This window comes from Bacillus sp. LLTC93, assembly GCF_002993125.1.
Classification (GTDB): Bacteria; Bacillota; Bacilli; order Bacillales; family Bacillaceae; genus Bacillus; species Bacillus zhangzhouensis.
This window is the reverse complement of the sequence record NZ_PVME01000002.1, coordinates 303838-321985: the sequence shown is the minus strand read 5'-3', so window position 1 is coordinate 321985 and position 18148 is coordinate 303838. Positions and strand designations below refer to the sequence as shown.

At 41.8% G+C, this 18148-nt stretch carries 18 protein-coding genes and 1 riboswitch; of the genes, 13 read left to right on the top strand and 5 right to left on the bottom strand.

Translation table 11 applies throughout. The features are described 5' to 3' along the window. Positions 1-111: 111 nt before the first annotated feature. From C6W18_RS06910 to C6W18_RS06885, 6 genes are all read left to right on the top strand, one after another. A complete protein-coding gene (locus tag C6W18_RS06910; protein WP_105926867.1) occupies positions 112-798 on the top strand; it encodes a DsbA family protein in 687 nt (228 codons plus the stop codon). Beyond that, a complete protein-coding gene (locus tag C6W18_RS06905) occupies positions 795-1208 on the top strand; it encodes a disulfide oxidoreductase (protein WP_034316809.1) in 414 nt (137 codons plus the stop codon). Before C6W18_RS06910 ends, C6W18_RS06905 begins: the two co-directional genes overlap by 4 nt. A gap of 148 nt (positions 1209-1356) precedes the next feature. Further along, positions 1357-1968, top strand: a complete 612-nt coding sequence (locus tag C6W18_RS06900) for a trimeric intracellular cation channel family protein (protein ID WP_034316812.1) — start codon at positions 1357-1359, stop codon at positions 1966-1968. A 326-nt stretch (positions 1969-2294) separates the two neighbouring features. Beyond that, positions 2295-4310 (top strand): Na+/H+ antiporter, encoded by a 2016-nt coding sequence (locus tag C6W18_RS06895; protein WP_105926865.1) that lies wholly within the window; start codon positions 2295-2297, stop codon positions 4308-4310. A gap of 63 nt (positions 4311-4373) precedes the next feature. After that, complete coding sequence (locus C6W18_RS06890; protein WP_105926863.1) at positions 4374-5243, top strand: ROK family protein; 870 nt, start codon at positions 4374-4376, stop codon at positions 5241-5243. Positions 5244-5311: 68 nt separating this feature from the next. Next, positions 5312-6157: an aldo/keto reductase gene (locus tag C6W18_RS06885; protein WP_034316820.1), complete on the top strand. Its 846-nt coding sequence runs from the start codon at positions 5312-5314 to the stop codon at positions 6155-6157. A 39-nt stretch (positions 6158-6196) separates the two neighbouring features. Here C6W18_RS06885 and modB read toward each other — a convergent pair whose 3' ends face one another. The 4 genes from modB to C6W18_RS06860 all read right to left on the bottom strand — a co-directional run bounded on the left by modB (position 6197) and on the right by C6W18_RS06860 (position 10377). Then, positions 6197-6862: a molybdate ABC transporter permease subunit gene (gene modB, locus C6W18_RS06880; protein WP_105926861.1), complete on the bottom strand. Its 666-nt coding sequence runs from the start codon at positions 6860-6862 to the stop codon at positions 6197-6199. Then, positions 6862-7638, bottom strand: a complete 777-nt coding sequence (gene modA / locus C6W18_RS06875) for a molybdate ABC transporter substrate-binding protein (RefSeq protein ID WP_105926859.1) — start codon at positions 7636-7638, stop codon at positions 6862-6864. Before modA ends, modB begins: the two co-directional genes overlap by 1 nt. Before the next feature lie 271 nt (positions 7639-7909). Further along, on the bottom strand, positions 7910-9760 hold the full coding sequence (locus C6W18_RS06865) for an LTA synthase family protein (protein ID WP_105926855.1): 1851 nt from the start codon (positions 9758-9760) through the stop codon (positions 7910-7912). A gap of 125 nt (positions 9761-9885) precedes the next feature. Beyond that, positions 9886-10377: a metal-dependent hydrolase gene (locus tag C6W18_RS06860; protein ID WP_105926853.1), complete on the bottom strand. Its 492-nt coding sequence runs from the start codon at positions 10375-10377 to the stop codon at positions 9886-9888. Between the two features lie 170 nt (positions 10378-10547). Here C6W18_RS06860 and C6W18_RS06855 point away from each other — a divergent pair, with 170 nt between their 5' ends. From C6W18_RS06855 to C6W18_RS06840, 3 genes are all read left to right on the top strand, one after another. Next, complete coding sequence (locus tag C6W18_RS06855) at positions 10548-10976, top strand: MarR family winged helix-turn-helix transcriptional regulator (RefSeq protein WP_105926851.1); 429 nt, start codon at positions 10548-10550, stop codon at positions 10974-10976. 82 nt (positions 10977-11058) lie between these two features. Then, complete coding sequence (gene sspJ / locus C6W18_RS06850) at positions 11059-11202, top strand: small acid-soluble spore protein SspJ (protein WP_008347117.1); 144 nt, start codon at positions 11059-11061, stop codon at positions 11200-11202. A gap of 121 nt (positions 11203-11323) precedes the next feature. Further along, positions 11324-11502, top strand: a riboswitch (Lysine riboswitch). 192 nt (positions 11503-11694) lie between these two features. After that, a complete protein-coding gene (locus tag C6W18_RS06840; RefSeq protein WP_105926849.1) occupies positions 11695-13101 on the top strand; it encodes an amino acid permease in 1407 nt (468 codons plus the stop codon). A gap of 35 nt (positions 13102-13136) precedes the next feature. Here the strand turns inward: C6W18_RS06840 and C6W18_RS06835 are convergent, their stop codons facing one another. Continuing rightward, entirely contained in the window at positions 13137-14075 is a 939-nt protein-coding gene (locus C6W18_RS06835) for an iron-hydroxamate ABC transporter substrate-binding protein (protein WP_105926847.1), read from the bottom strand. Positions 14076-14333: 258 nt separating this feature from the next. On the opposite strand from C6W18_RS06835, the gene C6W18_RS06825 reads away from it, so the two are divergent. The 4 genes from C6W18_RS06825 (at position 14334) to C6W18_RS06810 (ending at position 18146) form a co-directional block, all read left to right on the top strand. After that, positions 14334-15386 (top strand): FecCD family ABC transporter permease, encoded by a 1053-nt coding sequence (locus C6W18_RS06825; RefSeq protein ID WP_034316849.1) that lies wholly within the window; start codon positions 14334-14336, stop codon positions 15384-15386. Continuing rightward, a complete protein-coding gene (locus C6W18_RS06820; protein ID WP_105926843.1) occupies positions 15387-16409 on the top strand; it encodes a FecCD family ABC transporter permease in 1023 nt (340 codons plus the stop codon). Positions 16410-16430: 21 nt separating this feature from the next. Beyond that, complete coding sequence (locus C6W18_RS06815) at positions 16431-17246, top strand: ABC transporter ATP-binding protein (protein WP_105926841.1); 816 nt, start codon at positions 16431-16433, stop codon at positions 17244-17246. Positions 17247-17423: 177 nt separating this feature from the next. Then, positions 17424-18146 (top strand): response regulator transcription factor, encoded by a 723-nt coding sequence (locus C6W18_RS06810; RefSeq protein ID WP_105926839.1) that lies wholly within the window; start codon positions 17424-17426, stop codon positions 18144-18146. Positions 18147-18148: the final 2 nt, after the last annotated feature.

Here is an 18148-nt window from a genome sequence, read left to right as displayed (position 1 = left end):
TCATAATGGACCCCCTCTTGTTAAAATAGAAGAAGTTGGATAATGGCATTTCCTTGAGCTATTATCCTTTTTCTTATTTTAAGGAATGAAAAAGATAAGGTAGGTGCTTTTGTGAGTAAAAAAAATAATCAATCTTCATCCATCAAGTTTGCTGTTATTTTAACCATCATTGCAGCTCTTCTCATCGGTATTTTCGTTGTCATTGGGGGAGGCAACAGCCAAGAAGCACAAACAGTTGACGGGACACCTTCTATTAAAGGACAGCCTGTCATGGGAGATAAAAAGGCAAAAGTGCAAATTGTCGAGTTTGGGGACTACAAATGTCCATCATGTAAATCATTTGAAACCGACATTTTCCCAAAGCTGAAAGCAGACTACATAGATAAAGGCGATGTATCTTTCTCGTTTATTAACTTACCACTTCCTGTTCATGGAGATGGTGCGGTGTTAGCAGCACTCGCTTCTGAAGAAGTGTGGAAAGAAGACCCAAAGAACTTCTGGGCATTTCATGAAGCTGTCTATGATGCACAGCCAGATAGTGAAGCAGAATGGGTCACACCTGCTAAGCTGACTGAACTAGCGAAAAAGACAACAAAAATTGATACGGACAAGCTAAAAGACAACTTATCGAAGAAAACGTATCAACCACAGCTGAACACGGATGATCAGTTGGTAAACCAGTTCAAAGTAAATGCCACACCAACTATTATTATTAACGATAAACAAGTCCAAAACTTTTATGACTATGATGAAATCAAGGAATTAATCGATCAAGAGCTCAAAGGGAAAAAATCATGAAGAATAAGCTGATTTACTTATACAGCGCTTGGATCGTCTCTATTGTTGCGACGATGAGCAGCCTGTATTTAAGTGAAGTAAAGAAGTTTATCCCGTGCGATCTGTGCTGGTTTCAGCGCATTTTCATGTACCCGCTCGTGCTTTTACTTGGAATTGCTACATTCCGCGGCGATGTCAAAGTGAAATATTATGTTCTGCCTTTGGCTGCGATTGGTGCTTGTTTTTCCATCTATCATTATATGGAACAAAAGATACCTGGTTTTGCATCTATTCGCCCTTGCCTTAGCGGCATTCCTTGTTCCTTTGATTATCTGAATTGGTTTGGTTTTATCACCATTCCACTACTAGCCCTTATTGCATTTATTCTCATCATCATCAGTATGCTGCTGTTAAATGCAAAAGAAGATTGAGTGAAAAAGCCTGCTTTTGAAGCAGGTTTTTTTATTTTTGCAAAAAGATAAAATTTAAGGAAAATTTGTATTGCTTTTCGCCTGTGTCAGATATACATTAAGGGTGTAGTGTTAGATGATCAGACAATGGTAAGGAGATAAGCGGAAAATGGCATGGGAAGTCTTAAGTATCATTGGTATTGTCGCATTCGCCATTAGTGGCGCGATTGTGGCAATGGAGGAAGAGTACGATATTCTTGGTGTGTACATTTTAGGGGTTGTGACAGCATTTGGCGGTGGAGCGATTCGGAATCTATTAATCGGTCTTCCGGTGTCGGCTTTATGGTCACAGGGCAAGATGTTTACGATTGCCCTTGTATCCATTACGATTGTGTTTCTATTTCCAAAGCTTTTGCTCAAGCACTGGAGCACATGGGGGAATTTCTCGGATGCGATCGGGTTAGCAGCGTTTGCGATTCAAGGCGCATTATTTGCTGTGCAAAGAGAGCTCCCGCTCAGTGCGGTCATTGTGGCAGCCATTTTGACTGGAAGCGGCGGCGGGATTGTGCGTGATCTCCTGGCAGGGCGCAAGCCGCTTGTTTTAAAAGCGGAGATTTACGCAGTATGGGCAGCACTTGGCGGCTTATTTGTAGGACTTGGTTTAGCCCAAGGAGAGCTCGCACTGTATTTGCTGTTTCTCATCCTCGTCACATGCCGGGTTTGTTCCTACTTATTCAAATGGCGGCTTCCCGCTAGGTCTTATTTTTTAAATAAAGGGTGAAACAAGAAAGAGCGATGTCGCTCTTTTTTTTGTTCATTGTGTTTTATGCAAGCTGGATGTCAGCAGATGATGGAGTTTTCGTGTAAAATAGAAGCAGGGTCTTTGTTCATCTTTGGAACAATACATGTGATAAAAATTTTGTCAGTCGGCTGAATATTTGGATTCAGTCTTTTTTTGCCTAGATGGATTGTTATGTGTTGGTTTCACTTTTTGCGGAATACTAAAGAAGCACTCATGATGGGACGGATGGATCAAAATGAAAATGAACACATCTTTGCACGTAAGCAAAACATGACGAAAAAATGAAATAGGAGGGACATGTACTAGTGGAAATTTTTTTAGCAGTGCTTGTATTACTAGCACTCATTGCATCATCTAATATTATCAATCGATTCGTACCATTTATCCCAGTTCCGTTAATTCAGATTGGACTCGGAATTTTAATTGCCGCTTTTCCTTCAGGTTTACATATTTCTTTAAATCCTGAACTATTCTTCGTTTTATTCATTGCGCCGCTGTTATTTAATGATGGGAAGCGTACGCCAAGGGACGAGCTATGGAAATTAAGAGCGCCTATTCTTCTCTTAGCACTTGGTTTAGTGTTTGCGACAGTGATTGTAGCAGGATATACCATTCATTGGATGATTCCAAGCATTCCGCTTCCAGCCGCATTTGCGCTTGCAGCGATTCTTTCACCAACAGATGTGGTCGCAGTAAGTGCCTTATCCAGCCGTGTGAATATGCCAAAAGGCATCATGAGGCTGCTGGAAGGCGAAGGGCTGATGAACGATGCATCAGGACTTGTTGCCTTTAAATTTGCCATTGCTGCAACGGTTACTGGGGCTTTTTCAATTGCTGAGGCATCCTTTAGTTTTGTCCTTATTGCCGCTGGTGGATTATTGACTGGATTTATTCTATCCTTTTTTATCATTCGTTTCCGCTATTTCCTCCGCCGTTTAGGAATGGACGATGTCACAATGCACATCATCCTGCAAATCCTCACGCCATTTGTGATTTATCTAGCTGCTGAAGAAATCGGCGTATCCGGCATTTTAGCGGTTGTTGCTGGTGGTGTGACGCATGCAATTGAGCAAGATCGAATGGAAGGAAATTTAGCAAAACTGCAAATTGCTTCTTCAAACACATGGAATATTATTTTATTTATTTTAAACGGCCTTGTTTTCGTTTTACTAGGATTACAGATTCCTGATGTATCCACAGTTATTTTCCAAGATGAAGCATTTAATAATATGCAGGTCATCAGTTACATTTTAATCATTACACTCTGTCTCATGGTTCTAAGATTCTTATGGGTATGGCTGTTCTGGGCAGGTAACTGGAGTGTAACGAAAAAGCAGAATGTGAAAAAACCGAAGCTGCGGGCTTCGATGCTGATGACATTCTCTGGTGTTCGTGGTGCTGTCACTTTAGCCGGTGCCTTCTCAATACCATTTACGCTTGCGGACGGATCACCGTTCCCCGAGCGGCATTTGATTATTTTCCTCGCAGCAGGCGTGATTTTATGTACACTCATTTTAGCTAGTGTATTATTGCCTCTTTTATCTGAGAAAAAAGACAAGCAAATCGATGTGGACTTAGATACAAAGATTCAACACGCGAAACGGAAGTTACTTAGAAGTGCCATTAAAACCTTAAGAGAGGGAATGAATGAGGACAATAGGGAAGTGTCACTTACACTCATCAATGATTACCGGATGAAGCTGAGAAATATTCAGCGTGAACCGTACCAATTTGGGATGAGAAAACAGGAACGAAAAATCAGATTGCATGGCATTAAAGCAGAGCAAATGAAGCTTCAGCAATTAATTGATGAAGAAAAATTAGATAAAGAAGAAGCCTATGAGCTACAGGAGAGATTTCATGAGCTGGAAATGCTGTATTCCAACTCCTTTAAAATTCGTTTTTCAAAAGTGAAGTTTCTGCGCTTGCTTCAATGGCTCCAATTATGGCGGCCGGATGAGCGCGTTTCAAGCGGTATTTTAGAAAACGAGGGATCGTACAAACAAATCCGTAAGAAAACCGCTGAAGCTGCAGTAGATTCGATCAAACAGCATATGACAGATGAAAATAAACAAACATGTCATCAAGTCATTGGTTTTTACAATCAAGTGATTTTCCGCTGTGAACACGGTCCATCTTTCTTTCAGCAAAAAGATCGTGCCTTTGACCGGAAGAAAAAGGAGCTCAACTTCCAAGCTGTACAGACAATTCGTAATGAAATTCAAACCTTATATGAAGATGGCGAAATCAATCGTGATATTGCCCATCATTTAAGGGAGTATATCAATGACATGGAAGCAGTCTTGCTAACCAATACGTGATGTTGTCATCTTCTCCCCTATGTTTTATGATGAAGAAAGAGAATGCGCAGGGGGAGATCAATGATGGCGTATTATGGAGCAATTGAAGCTGGAGGTACAAAGTTTTGTTGTGCAATTGGCAACGAGCATGGGGAAATTGTAGAGGAATGGACCATTCCCACAGAGCACCCGGAAAAAACATTACAAACACTCATTCCATTTTTTCGAAAACATGCAATTGAAGCGTTAGGGGTCGGCTCTTTTGGTCCGATCTGTGTCCAAAAGGACGATCCTTTTTACGGTTATATCATGAACACGCCGAAATCTGAATGGAAGCATTACCCGTTCATCCCAGAGCTAGAGAAACAATTAGGAGTACCTGTCTCTTTTACAACAGATGTAAATGCGGCGGCATTAGGTGAATTGACAAAAGGGGCAGCCAAAGGGCTGAACAGTTGTATGTATATCACGGTCGGCACGGGGATTGGTGCCGGGGCTGTTGTGAAAAATGAGCTTCTTCATGGTCATTCACATCCAGAAATGGGACATATCCTGATAAGGCAGCATGAATCAGACCAGTTTGCAGGTGTCTGCCCAGCCCATGGTTCTTGCTTAGAAGGGCTGGCAGCTGGACCAGCGATTGAGAAAAGGTGGGGAAAACCGGCCAAAGAGCTTGCTCAGGAAGAATCTGTTTGGGCACTTGAAGCGGATTATTTGGCACAGGCTTTGATGCAATACACGCTCATTTTAAGCCCAGAACGCATCATTATGGGCGGAGGCGTGATGAAGCAAAAGCAGCTATTTCCGCTGATTCGAGAGAAGCTTGCTGCATATGTAAATGATTATGTAGACATGCCGCCGCTTGATACATACATTGTCTCTCCTGGACTTGAGGACAAGGCTGGCATGACAGGCGCTTTGCTTTTAGCCATCGAAGCGAAGAGAAACGTCTGATAATAGAGTTTTGAAGCGCAACATGAGATAATGAAATAGATGGAATCTATGAAAAGGTGGTTGTTAACATGGTCAAAAGCTTGAATGATACCGTAACACTGAATAACGGAGTGGAAATGCCTTGGTTTGGTTTAGGTGTATTCAAAGTGGAGGACGGCAATCAAGTGGTAGATGCCGTAAAAGCAGCCATACGAAACGGATATCGCAGCATTGATACGGCTGCTGTTTATAAAAATGAGACAGGCGTAGGGAAAGCCATTAAAGAATCTGGCGTGAAACGAGAAGATTTATTCATTACGTCTAAAGTATGGAACACAGATCAAGGCTATGACAAGGCGCTAGCTGCATTTGATGCAAGTTTAAATCGTTTAGGTCTTGATTACTTAGATCTCTATTTGATTCATTGGCCTGGACCAAATGCAGATACATTTAAAGACACATGGCGTGCGCTTGAAAAGCTTTATAAAGATGGTAAAGTCAGAGCCATTGGCGTCAGCAACTTCTACGTTCAGCATTTAGAAGAGCTGTTAAAAGAAGCTGAGGTTGTTCCAGCTGTGAACCAAGTTGAGTTTCATCCGAAACTGACACTTGTCGAGTTACGTCAATACGCAAAAGAAAAAGGCATTCAAATTGAAGCGTGGTCTCCGCTTATGCAAGGGAAGCTGCTAGATCATGACGTATTGAAGGATATTGCTGCACGCTACAACAAATCTGTTGCTCAAGTCATCTTGCGCTGGGATCTGCAAAGCGGCGTCGTGACGATTCCAAAATCGATCAATGAAGAACGCATTAAACAAAACGCAGACATTTTTGACTTCGAGCTTTCTCAAGAAGACATGGAAAAAATCGATGCATTAAATAATAATGAGCGCGTCGGCTCGAATCCAGAGACGATGACGGTTGGGTTTGAATAAATGAAAAAATCCTCTTTCTCTTTTGAGAAAGGGGATTTTTTACGTGCTGCTTCGGCGCACAGCCAGCAGCATGATAAAAGACAAGATCACAATACAAATCGTCCAAGCCCAAGCAAGTTCCATTCGTCCAGAATCGATGGCCACATAGATAGCGGTTGGGAGTGTTTGAGTTTTTCCTGGGATGTTGCCGGCAAACATTAAGGTCGCCCCAAATTCTCCAAGAGCCCGCGCAAAACTAAGAACGCTACCTGACAGCAGGGAAGGCAGGGCAAGTGGTACGGTGATATAGGCAAAGACTTGGAATGAATGAGCACCGTCTACTTTTGCAGCACCTTCAATGTCTGACTCAATTGTAGAAAACCCCGCTTTTGCTGATTGATACATGAGCGGGAAAGCCACAACCGTTGATGCAATAACTGCCGCCCACCATGTGAAGATGACAGGCTGATGGAAGATCCATTCAATGGCGCTTCCAATCACACTATGCTTTCCGAACATGACAATCAATAAAAACCCTACGACCGTTGGTGGGAGGACAAGCGGCATCATGAGGAGCGTTTCAACGATCATTTTCCCCTTAAAAGATGTTCGTGCCATCCAAAAGCCAATCGTTGTGCCAAAAACAGTAGCCAATAGTCCGCTGACGATGGCAACTTGAATCGAAAGCCAAATAGGAGATAAAAAGTCTTCAGTCAGCATAGGCATTATTTCACTTGAAAGCCGTACTTTTTAAAAATTGATGCGGCTGTATCTGATTGGAGATATTGAAAAAATGCCTTGGCTTCCTCTAAATGTTCTGTCCCTTTTACAATCCCTACAGGATAAATGATGGGAGAATGCATGTCCGGTTTTGCCTCATCCACAATCTTTACTTTTTTGGAAACGAGGGCGTCTGTCTTATACACAACACCTGCTTCCACATTTCCTGTTTCCACGTAGCTTAGAACTTGACGCACATCTTTGCCGTAGACAGCGTTCTTTTTCACTTGATCCCATATGTTCAGCTTTGTGAAAATCTCTTTTCCGTATGTACCAGCAGGAACAGATTCAGGTGTACCAAGAGCAATCTTTCCTTTTAAGTGCTGGACGTCTTGAAAGCTTTTGATAGAGGAAGAGCTCTCTTTTGGCACAATGAGGACAAGCTCATTTTGTATGGCATCCTTTATATGATCCTGATCGATGTCTCCAGATTGGACAAGTTCATCGAAGGGCTCCTCAGCCGCAGAGAAAAAGAGATCCGCTTTTGCTCCTTGAGCGATTTGCTGCTTCAGTGCGCCTGATGACCCGAAATTATTCGTTAATGTCACGTTCGGATGCTGATCGTTAAAGGCGGATTCAATTTCCTTTAGTGCATCTTGAAGGCTTGCAGCTGCTGAAATTACAAGCTCCATCTTTTTGCTCTTATTTGATGACTTCATCTCTGTTTGACATCCGGTCAGGAGCAAACATATGGTGATGAAGGCTAAGAATGTATACTTCATGTTCACACCTCTCATCATTCAATATATCGTGTATCTCTTATTATAATCAAACTTAACTGACCATTCATAGACTTTCAGCGTGTAGGCAAGCCCTCGCATTCTGTGCCAGTCCTGTGTGCCGGTGCTCACGAATCCCAAATTCGCTGCGCTCCGGTACTCGCCTTTCCTAGACTGCAAAGGTTTTCTATCACGCTTAAAAGAAGACAAAGGGCTAAAATGATCTTTATTTTAGCCCTTTGTCAACAATCTGAAAGCCGCCATCTGGCGGCTTTTAATGCTGATAAAAACGAAGTAAATTCCCATTGATGACTTTGTCTGATAAGGACAGCTCTTTATTGGCTTTTTCTATATACGGCTGACACACATCATCTTGTTCAACAGGCTCTTTTGTTTTTTGGTCATAGCAGGTGTTCTTTGTATAGAGATAATCATCTGTAATGAAGTTTCCATTTCTCAGAACAGCGAAAGGCGTCCGTTCGTTTGAAAATAAGTCATTTCCAAATTGAATGGCATCCTTGGATTCTATACCGAGCAAGTGAAGGAGTGTTGGCTTCACGTCCATTTGGCCGGCTGTTTCAGAAATTGTTTGCGGTGCTTGATCCGTGACACCAGGAATGTAAATTAAAAATGGTACCCGCTGTAGTTTGACAGCATCAAATGGTGTGATTTCATCCTTTTTGAGGAGATCCGCCATTGCCTCATGATGTGCCTCTGAGATGCCATAATGATCACCCATGAGGACGAACATCGTATTTTCATACAGTCCTTCTTCTTTCATGCGGTTAAAAAATGTTTTAATGGCTTCGTCTTGATAGCGAACGGTCGTCACGTAGCGGTTTAAAATGGCGCTAGACGAATCATATTCATCAATAAATTGATCCTTTGGGTCGATTTCAAATGGAAAGTGGTTAGTCAATGTAATGAACGTGCTGTAATAAGGAGTCTTCAACTTCTTTAAATAATCAATGGATTGATCAAAAAAGTCGATATCCTTTAAGCCCCAGCCAGTCGAATTCTGTTCATTGACATCAAACGAATCGACATCATAAAAGCGATCAATCCCAAGCGATTCATACATTACATCACGATTCCAAAACGTTTTATTATTCGCATGAAATTGAACGGATTGATAGTTCTCTTTTTTCAATTGCTTGTATAACGTGTCATATTCGTTGTCACTCGCTGTGAAAAAGACAGCGCCGCTGCTAGATGGATAGAGGGAATTTGCGACAATAAATTCTGAATCCGATGTCTTCCCTTGCTCTGTCTGCTGATAAAATTCATCAAAATAAAAACTCTTTTTGGCCAGTTGATTTAAAAAGGGTGTGATGTATTGTCCATTCACTTTTTGGTCAACGACAAATTGCTGCGTAGATTCAAGTGAAATGAACACGACGTTCCTGTCTTTAGCAAGTCCAAAGTAGTCTTCGTTTGGTGCACTGTAATCAGCCTTTGTGTAGTTTGCAACTGTTGAAAGTGTATCTTCGTCTGCAAAGGCTTTTTGTCCAATACGAGCCGTTTGGGCAGCGCCGTCATACAGGTGGAATTGGAAAAGCCCAAGGTTTCGTACGATGACTTCTCGATCATAAGAGCTTGTCAGAAATCGAGGATGATCCATCATGGCTGAGCTGACATGAAATAATAGAAAGCTGCAGCATACCGCATAATACGTTTTGATCGTTTTGAATGACGCTTTTGGAGCCAATGGTTTACGTTTTAACAGCCACGCCAGTACCACGAAATCAATGAGCATTAGCACAAACAGCGGGTGGAACAATTCAGTCATACTACTGCCCATATCTCCCATGTTCTTGGCTTGAAATAACACGGGTATCGTAATGAAATCAATATAAAATCCGTAAAAGATTGTATTTGATATGAGAATCGCCGTCAGTATAAAATTTGCGGTCAATAAAAAAACCTTTTGTTTGGTTTCATTTAAAAAAAGAGCTATCCCAAACAAAGGGAGCAAAAAGCTAAGTGGATTGATCAAAAGCAGCCATTCGTGAAACAGATTGGCCGTTCGTATATGAAATCCGAATTGATAAATGATGTATGTTTTCATCCACATAAAGAGGATGGAGTACACTAAAAACCAGTGATCTTTGAAAAACGCTTTCATTTATGTAGCTCCTCACCATTCTGTATTCAGCTGCAAGGCAAAAACACTTATCTTAAAACTACTAAAAAAATGAGGAATGATCAATTCATATCCTGTCTTTTTTGCAAAACTCTTTTTTCATTCTCTTAGAACTGGAATGGGACGGGTATACCGCAAATGACGGCGATGTAATAGCAGGTGACGATTGTGAGAGCAGCTAGTACGACTTGTTCACCTGTGCTGCCTGTTTTGACATAGAAGGGGAGACGTACTTTCATGGTAGCTGGGAACAAAAATTTAATGCCGTTCACTGTTCCTGCATCAAGGATGAGGTGGCTTGCCATCCCAACTAGTAAACCGATACTAAGGCTGTCATTTGGAATGTATGTGGTCGCAATAAAATAAATGATCAGCAGAAATAATAAACTGTGTGTAAAGGTGCGATGACCGAAAACATGACTAATTAGTGTCGAGAGCAGGGGGAATTTCCTGCCGATTTTACTTTTTGTATGACAAATATCTGGGATAAGGGCACCTACAGATCCAGCAGCAGCCATAATGACTGGGTCGAGTCCGTAGTAGTAGGCGACGGCTGTGGAGGCGGCAATTCCGCCCATGATATGTGTTTTTCCTGTCATGATGCGTACTCCTGTTCTATCTTTAGTTCAAGTACTCACTATATCAAGGGTGAATTCATTCATCAAGGCTTATTTTTAAAGAAAAAAGGACAAAATGGTTGGCTGATTGGAAAAACATTCTATAATAAGAGGGAAGTCATGTTGATACTAACGATAAGGATGCGATTCGGATGAGTAATGCAGACATTTTAAAAGAAATTGTTCTTGTACATTATGAAGTTAGCCGTAAATTAAACCGCAAGTTACTTGAGTTAGAAAAAGACATCACGCCTCCGCAGATATATGCTCTTTCTATTTTGATACAAGGCAAAGTGTCACATGCCGAAGAGCTAAAGCAAAGACTTTCTTTAAACCCAGGTGCCGCCTCGATTTCACTCAATAAATTATGTGAGCAGGGCTATATTCAGAGAGAACGGGACAAGGAAGATCATTCACTTGTCCGGTTAGAAGCCACGGAAAAAGGGCTGGCTATTTACGAAAAGCATACACGCCTTTTTGGAAAGGTGATTCAGCATATGATGTCAGACTTCACAAAGGAAGACTTGCAGACCTTTTTGACTTATTTGCAAAAAATGAGACAGACCTTTCATGATGAATGAGCCACTTCTCCTTGTATAATGCTGAGCGCTGTAGCACAAATTAAACAGGCAAACGCATTTTATGAAAAGGGGGGAAGCAGCGATGTCATTTTTCCAAAAGGATAAAAAGGCAAAAAGTGAAAAAGACCATCAGCAGGTAGATCAGCTGTTAGAAGAAGCAAGTAAAGAACTAGCAGGCGATCCGCTTCAGGAAGCTGTACAGAAGAAGAAAAACAATCATCAATAAGCAGGTAAAAGGCAGAGAATCACTCCTCTGTCTTTTTTCTATGTTTTTCCCTTTGACAGATGTGAGAATGTTTGATAACCTTCGTGTAGTAAAAATGAATAGAAATCCTCACGCTATGTCTCAGTGAGGTAGAGGTTGCGCGGATGATGAGTCACTCATGGGAGAGATGGAATCGTTGATCATGAGAAAAAAGGCATCAGCGCCGAAGTGTAGAGAGAGCTCCAACTTTCTTTATGCTGGGTCTGCATTGAATAAATGCAGGACTGCCACGTCTAAAAAGCGTGGAGGGCTATCCGGAGATCAAGGTGTATGTTTTGAAAAGCATGGACTTTTGTTCAGGCTTTTTTTTATGTTCTGAGTGATAAAGATAAGGGTATGCTGTTAAGAAAGTGACCCATAATGAACATAAAGAATGCAAGTCATTGCTTCACAAATATATCAATGAAGATACTACCGGGTCTGGTCCAAAGTGAATAAAACGGAGGTACGGAAATGGAACAGACAAAAAAATGGGGTTTTTGGTTATTGACGGCATTTGTCGTCGGAAATATGGTAGGTTCAGGCATCTTTATGCTGCCAAGTACGCTTGCCCAGCACGCAAGTCCTTTAGGTGTGACGATGGCATGGCTTGTCACAGGTGGCGGTGTGTTGATGATTGCACTTGTATTTGGGCATTTGTCTATTCATAAGCCGCAGCTGACGGCTGGACCACAAAGCTATGCAAGGGCGCTTTTTAAAGATCCGAAAAAAGGAAAAGCAGCCGGTTTTACAATGGTATGGGGATATTGGGTGGCAAGCTGGATTAGTAACGTCGCGATTATTACGAGCCTTGCCGGCTATTTAACAACCTTTTTCCCGATTTTAACCGTCAAGACCGTGATCTTTACCTTTGGGAAAGAAGCGATCACACTTGGTCAGCTCATGACCTTTATCGTATGTACCATCCTTCTATGGGGAACACATACCATTTTAATCACAAGCTTAAGTGCTGCAAGTAAATTAAACTTTATTACGACCTTTTCAAAGGTGCTCGGATTCGTCCTTTTTATTGTAGCGGGCTTATTTGCATTCCAAACGGCATTATTTGAGCATTATTACTTCCCGGTTGCATCAGGGGGCGAAGGAGTGCTCGGACTTGGAGGCCAAATTCATCATGCGGCCATTTCCACCCTATGGGCATTTATCGGAATCGAATCTGCGGTTATTTTATCAGGGAGAGCGTCTTCACAGCGTGATGTGAAACGTGCAACGATTACGGGTCTTTTAATCGCACTTTCGATCTACATGATTATTACCCTGATTACAATGGGCGTTCTGCCGCACGATCAATTGCAAGGCTCAGACAAACCATTCGTGGACGTGCTTCAGCTTATTATTGGGCCGGCTGGCGGGATTGTCATGGCACTGCTTGCGATCATTTGTTTATTTGGTTCAATGCTTGGCTGGATCTTACTCGGTTCAGAGGTACCTTATCAAGCAGCAAAGGCTGGCGACTTCCCAGCAGTGTTTGCAAAAACAAACAAAAAAGGCAGTCCTGTCTTCGCTTTGACTGTCACAAATATCATGTCACAGCTGTTTATTTTCTCAGTCATGTCACGCACGATTAATGAAGCCTTTACCTTTTTAACAACATCAGCGACACTTGCGTATCTCATTCCGTATATCGTGTCTTCGATCTACAGCTTTAAGGTCATCATGCAAGGTGACACGTATGAGCTTCAAAAAGGTAATCGAACAAGAGACGGGATCATCGCGCTTGTTGCTATGGGGTATTCTGCTTGGGTCATTATTTCAGGAACAGCTGATTTGAAAACATTTGGTCTCGGAATAGGCCTGTTCTTAGTTGGTATTCTGCTTTATCCATTCATGTCAAAAGGATTTGCCAAAGGAACAGAATAAGGAAGACGTTTCTCCAAAAATGGAGAAACGTTTTTTTATGATGTGGATGTTAATCGGTCCACAATAAACTCTAGCTGTCCTTCTAGTGATACTGGGTCATTAAAGAAGTAACCGACCGGGTCTATTTCAAATACATGTTTATTTTGAACAGCAGGAAGTGAAGTCCAAATGCTGCTTTTATACACATGGTCACCATTACTTTTTGAGCCGCTCCATGGGCTGGTGAAAATATAATCGCCTGCAAACTCTGGCAGCTTCTCAAGAGAAATATTTGCATAGCCGACACCACTGTCGATGGCTTCTTTTTGGACGGCTTTCGGTGCTTTTAATTTCAGCTCGTCATAAATAATTTCACCGCCGCGTGCAAAGGTGTTACCGAAAATATAAATGCCTTTATCGAATGGTGATACGATCGAAACGGTTTTGTTTCCTACAGCTTTTGTTACTTTTGGTTTCACTTCAGCAATTTTGGCATTCCATTTTGTGATCCAATCTGCTGCTTTTTTCGGTGTGCCTGTCATTTTTCCGAATTCTTTTAGTTGATCTTTAAAAGAATATTGATTGTATTTAATCGCAACTGTTGAGGCAATTTTTTGATATTGATCAAATTTTTCATCTTCTCCCCAAGCAATAATCAGATCTGGCTTCAAAGCTGCTACTTTTTCAACAGAGGGAGTCTTTCCAAGATTTTTGACCCCATCTGTTTTTCCTTGATAGAAAGGATTTTTAAAGATGGACGCAGTTGCAGCAATTGGCGTCTTACCAAGTGTGATAAGGTCCCCATAGTAGCTATCTGCAAGTAGCACAATTCGTTTCGGATCTTGAGGGAGTTTGACCTCGCCCTTTGCATCCTGATAAGTAATCGTGTCATTTTTTTTGGCTGTAGATTTTTTATTTGAAGTGCTGCCGCAAGCAGCTGTAAAAAGCATGAGGATGGTTAAGGAAATCAAAAGAAATCCAGTTCGTTTTTTCACAAAAGATCTCTCCTATTCAATCATTTTTGATAATGATTCTCAATTTCAATTATATCGTAACACGATGGAAGCAAAAATACATCGGCTATTTAGTACCTATATCAAAATGAAGAAATTCTCCTATTTTTTCAATGAAAATAAAGAAAATTATCAGAACAATGATTTCAAAAAGAAAAGAAAGTGATATACTAGACTTCGAGATTGATAATCATTATCACTGATAAGGAATAGATATGAACGGAAAGGAAGAGACTGGTTTTGGGCTCACAATCGAATAAACAGCTGCCAGCCAAAGACGATGTGATCGAAATTGTCACGAAGCCCTTTGGAACAGCAGTTGTTGTCATCATAGGAATCATCGCTTTAGCATTTGGTGTTTTTTTATCGGTATCATTAGGAGCGGCGAACATTCATTTGCACACTGTGTGGGATGCCGTCTTTCATTTTGATCCACAACAAACTTCACATCAAATCATCCGGGAATTAAGGTTGCCTCGTACAATTGGAGCAGCACTCGTCGGTGCCTTTTTAGCCGTATCGGGGGCTATTATGCAAGGCATGACAAGAAATGCGCTTGCGTCTCCTGAAATTATGGGTGTGACAAATGGCTCTGCATTTGCGATTGCCATTGCGTTTGCTTTTTTCCCAGGACAATCTTCTTTTACATTAATTCTTTGGTCATTTGTTGGTGCAGCACTCGCTGCCTCTATTGTGTTTGGTGTCGGTACTCTTTCAAAGGGTGGATTGACCCCAGTGAAGCTCGCACTAGCTGGTACGGCTGTTGGGGCACTTTTAAGCTCCATCTCCTCAGCAATTGCCATCCGGTTTGACGTCGCTCAAGATATGAGCTTTTGGTATGCTGGCGGTGTGGCAGGTGTGAATTGGAGCAATATTCACATCATTATTCCGGTTGCGATTGCAGGACTGATCATCGCAATGATTCTTGCCCGCTCAATCACTGTTCTCAGCTTAGGGGATGAATTGGCAAAAGGACTTGGACAGTACACGAAAACTGTCAAGGTACTTGGAATATTGGTCGTCATTCTACTAACAGGTGCTGCCGTGTCAGTGGCCGGTTCTATTGGTTTTATCGGGCTTGTGATTCCTCATGTCACTCGTTTCTTGGTCGGAGTTGACTATCGATGGATTATCCCATGCTCAGCTATTTTAGGGGCGGTTCTGTTAATTTATGCAGACATTGCTGCAAGGCTGGTCAATGCCCCATTTGAAACGCCAGTCGGTGCCATTACTGCAATTATAGGCGTTCCTTTCTTCTTATATTTAGCTAGACGTGAAAGGAGCGGGATTTAGATGGAAATGGTGCAGCAGGCAAAGAAAAAGAAATACAAACGAACGATGCTCATGATCTTTTTGGCGATCGTGGCTGTGTTCCTTATTAGTTTAAATACCGGAGAAATTCGCATTTCTCCGATGGATACATTGAAAACATTTTTTGGATTCGGAAGTGAAATGGATGAGCTTGTATTATTCGAGTTCAGACTTCCAAGAATGGTCATCGCTTTACTTGTTGGCGCATCTATTGCTGTATCAGGAGCGATTTGGCAAGGTGTTTCTCAAAACGGTTTAGCCGATCCCGGCATTCTTGGTGTCAATGCGGGCGCAGGCTTTGCAGTGGTTTTGTTTATTTTTGCTTTCCAAGGCTCTATGTCAAACTTAGGTGATTTTACGATCTTTGTACTGCCGCTCTTCGCTTTTGTAGGTGCAGGCTTTGCTGCATTTCTCATCTATGTGTTAGCGTGGAAAAAGGGCATCACACCTGTTCGTTTGATCTTAACTGGTATTGGCGTCAATGCTGCATTTTCAGCAGCGATTGTGGTGATTCAATTAAAAATGAGCCCAAATGATTTTAACCAAGCCATTGTGTGGTTATCTGGCAGCATTTGGGGCTCAAGCTGGACGTATGTCCTGGCTGTCCTGCCATGGATGCTGATTTTCCTTGTATTAGCGATTGTAAGAGCACGCTACTTAAATATCATGAATTTGGGTGACCAGCTTTCCTACGGCTTAGGGATTTCGGTTCATAAAGAAAGAAGCTTTTTTATGCTGGTTGCTGTTGCATTAGCAGGTGCTAGTGTCGCTGTTGCAGGAAGTATTTCTTTCTTAGGATTAGCTGCGCCACACTTGGCGAGAAAGCTTGTTGGACCGAAGCATCAAGCAATGATCCCAGCCTCCGCTCTGATTGGCGCGCTACTATTATTACTGGCAGATACACTTGGCCGCGTCATACTTGCACCATCAGAGGTGCCAGTTGGTCTTGTCGTTTCGGCTTTAGGCGCACCTTACTTCATTTACTTATTGATGAAAACGAACTAATAAGGAAGGAGAGTACAACATATGAAATCGCTCGAAACAGAAAATCTTTGTATTGGCTATAATGACCGTTTGATTGTAGACGATTTAAATATCAGTATCCCAAAAGGCAAGGTGACGACATTGATTGGACCGAATGGGTGCGGGAAATCAACGATTTTAAAAACAATGTCCCGTATCATGAAGTCCAATCAAGGAGCTGTTTACTTAAATGGCCAGGCCATCCATCAAACGCCAACAAAAGAAATTTCAAAACAAATGGCGATCTTACCGCAGACTCCCGAAGCTCCAAGCGGGCTGACAGTCTACGAGCTAGTGTCATATGGACGTTTCCCACATCAAAATGGATTTGGACGCTTATCAAATGAAGATAAACGAATCATCAGATGGGCGCTTGAGGAAACTGGGATGATCGCTTTTCATGACCGGCCAATTGAAGCACTCTCAGGTGGACAGCGTCAGCGTGTATGGATTGCGATGGCACTTGCTCAGGAAACAGAGCTGCTCCTATTAGATGAACCTACGACATATTTAGATCTTGCGCATCAGCTTGAGATTCTTCAGCTATTAGAACGCTTAAACAGAGAGCAGGGCCGAACTGTGCTGATGGTCATTCATGATTTGAATCATGCAGCGCGCTTTTCACATTACATGATCGCCCTCAATCAAGGAAAAGTCATAAAAGATGGTACACCTCATGAGGTCATGACCAAAGAGGTACTCGGTCAGGTGTTCCACATTGATGCAGAAATTGTTCTTGATCCTAGAACAAATAAGCCGATCTGTTTAACATATGACTTAATGAATCATGAAAGAAAGCTAGAAGCTGTGAATGGATAATAGATGGACAAGGAACTCGGTGTGGCTACCGGGTTTTTTTGTGTTCCCCGAAAATACCTAGTGCTTCCATTTTCTCCAGTTGATATTTTTTCGCTTTTATGCAGAAAAGAGGTACTTTTTTACTTTAGACAATGGTAATATACGGTTAGAGATCATAGCTGGAAAGGAAAGAGATGCGTGGAAACAGCAAAAATATTGATTGCAGATGACGAAGAAGCAATTGTAAAAATGGTTGAACGCGTATTAAAAAAAGAAGGATTTCAACATATTTATAAAGCCTACCATGCAGATGAAGCATTAGATATAGTCAAAAACGAGGACATCCACCTCTTACTTCTAGATGTGATGATGCCCGGTAAATCTGGCTTTGACGTGCTTCCTGAAATGAGAAAATATACGAAAGCACCCATTTTCTATTTAACTGCAAGAACGTCTGATGTAGATAAACTGACTGGCTTTGCGCAAGGCGCAGACGATTACATCACAAAGCCATTTAACCCGTTAGAGCTAGTGGCTAGAATTAAGGCCCACTTAAACCGAACATATATCTCCTTACAGGAAGAGCAAGAAGAGGCTCAAAACCAATATGAATATGCCCATTTCTCCTATCATCCTCATGCAGCCGAACTGAAAGTGAGAGGAGAGATGACGGCATGCTCAGCTCAGCTTCTATCCTTGCTGAAGTACTTTTGTGATCATCCGAATGTGGTTCTTTCAAAAGATCAAATCTATGAGAAAGTATGGGGCGTCCCGTCGTATGGTGATAACAACACCGTCATGGTTCATATTCGAAAGCTGAGAGAAAAGATTGAATTAGATCCAAGTCAGCCTGAATATATTGTGACCATCCGTGGTATGGGATATAAATTTATTCCGCACCCTGTGAAGGTTCTTAATTAATT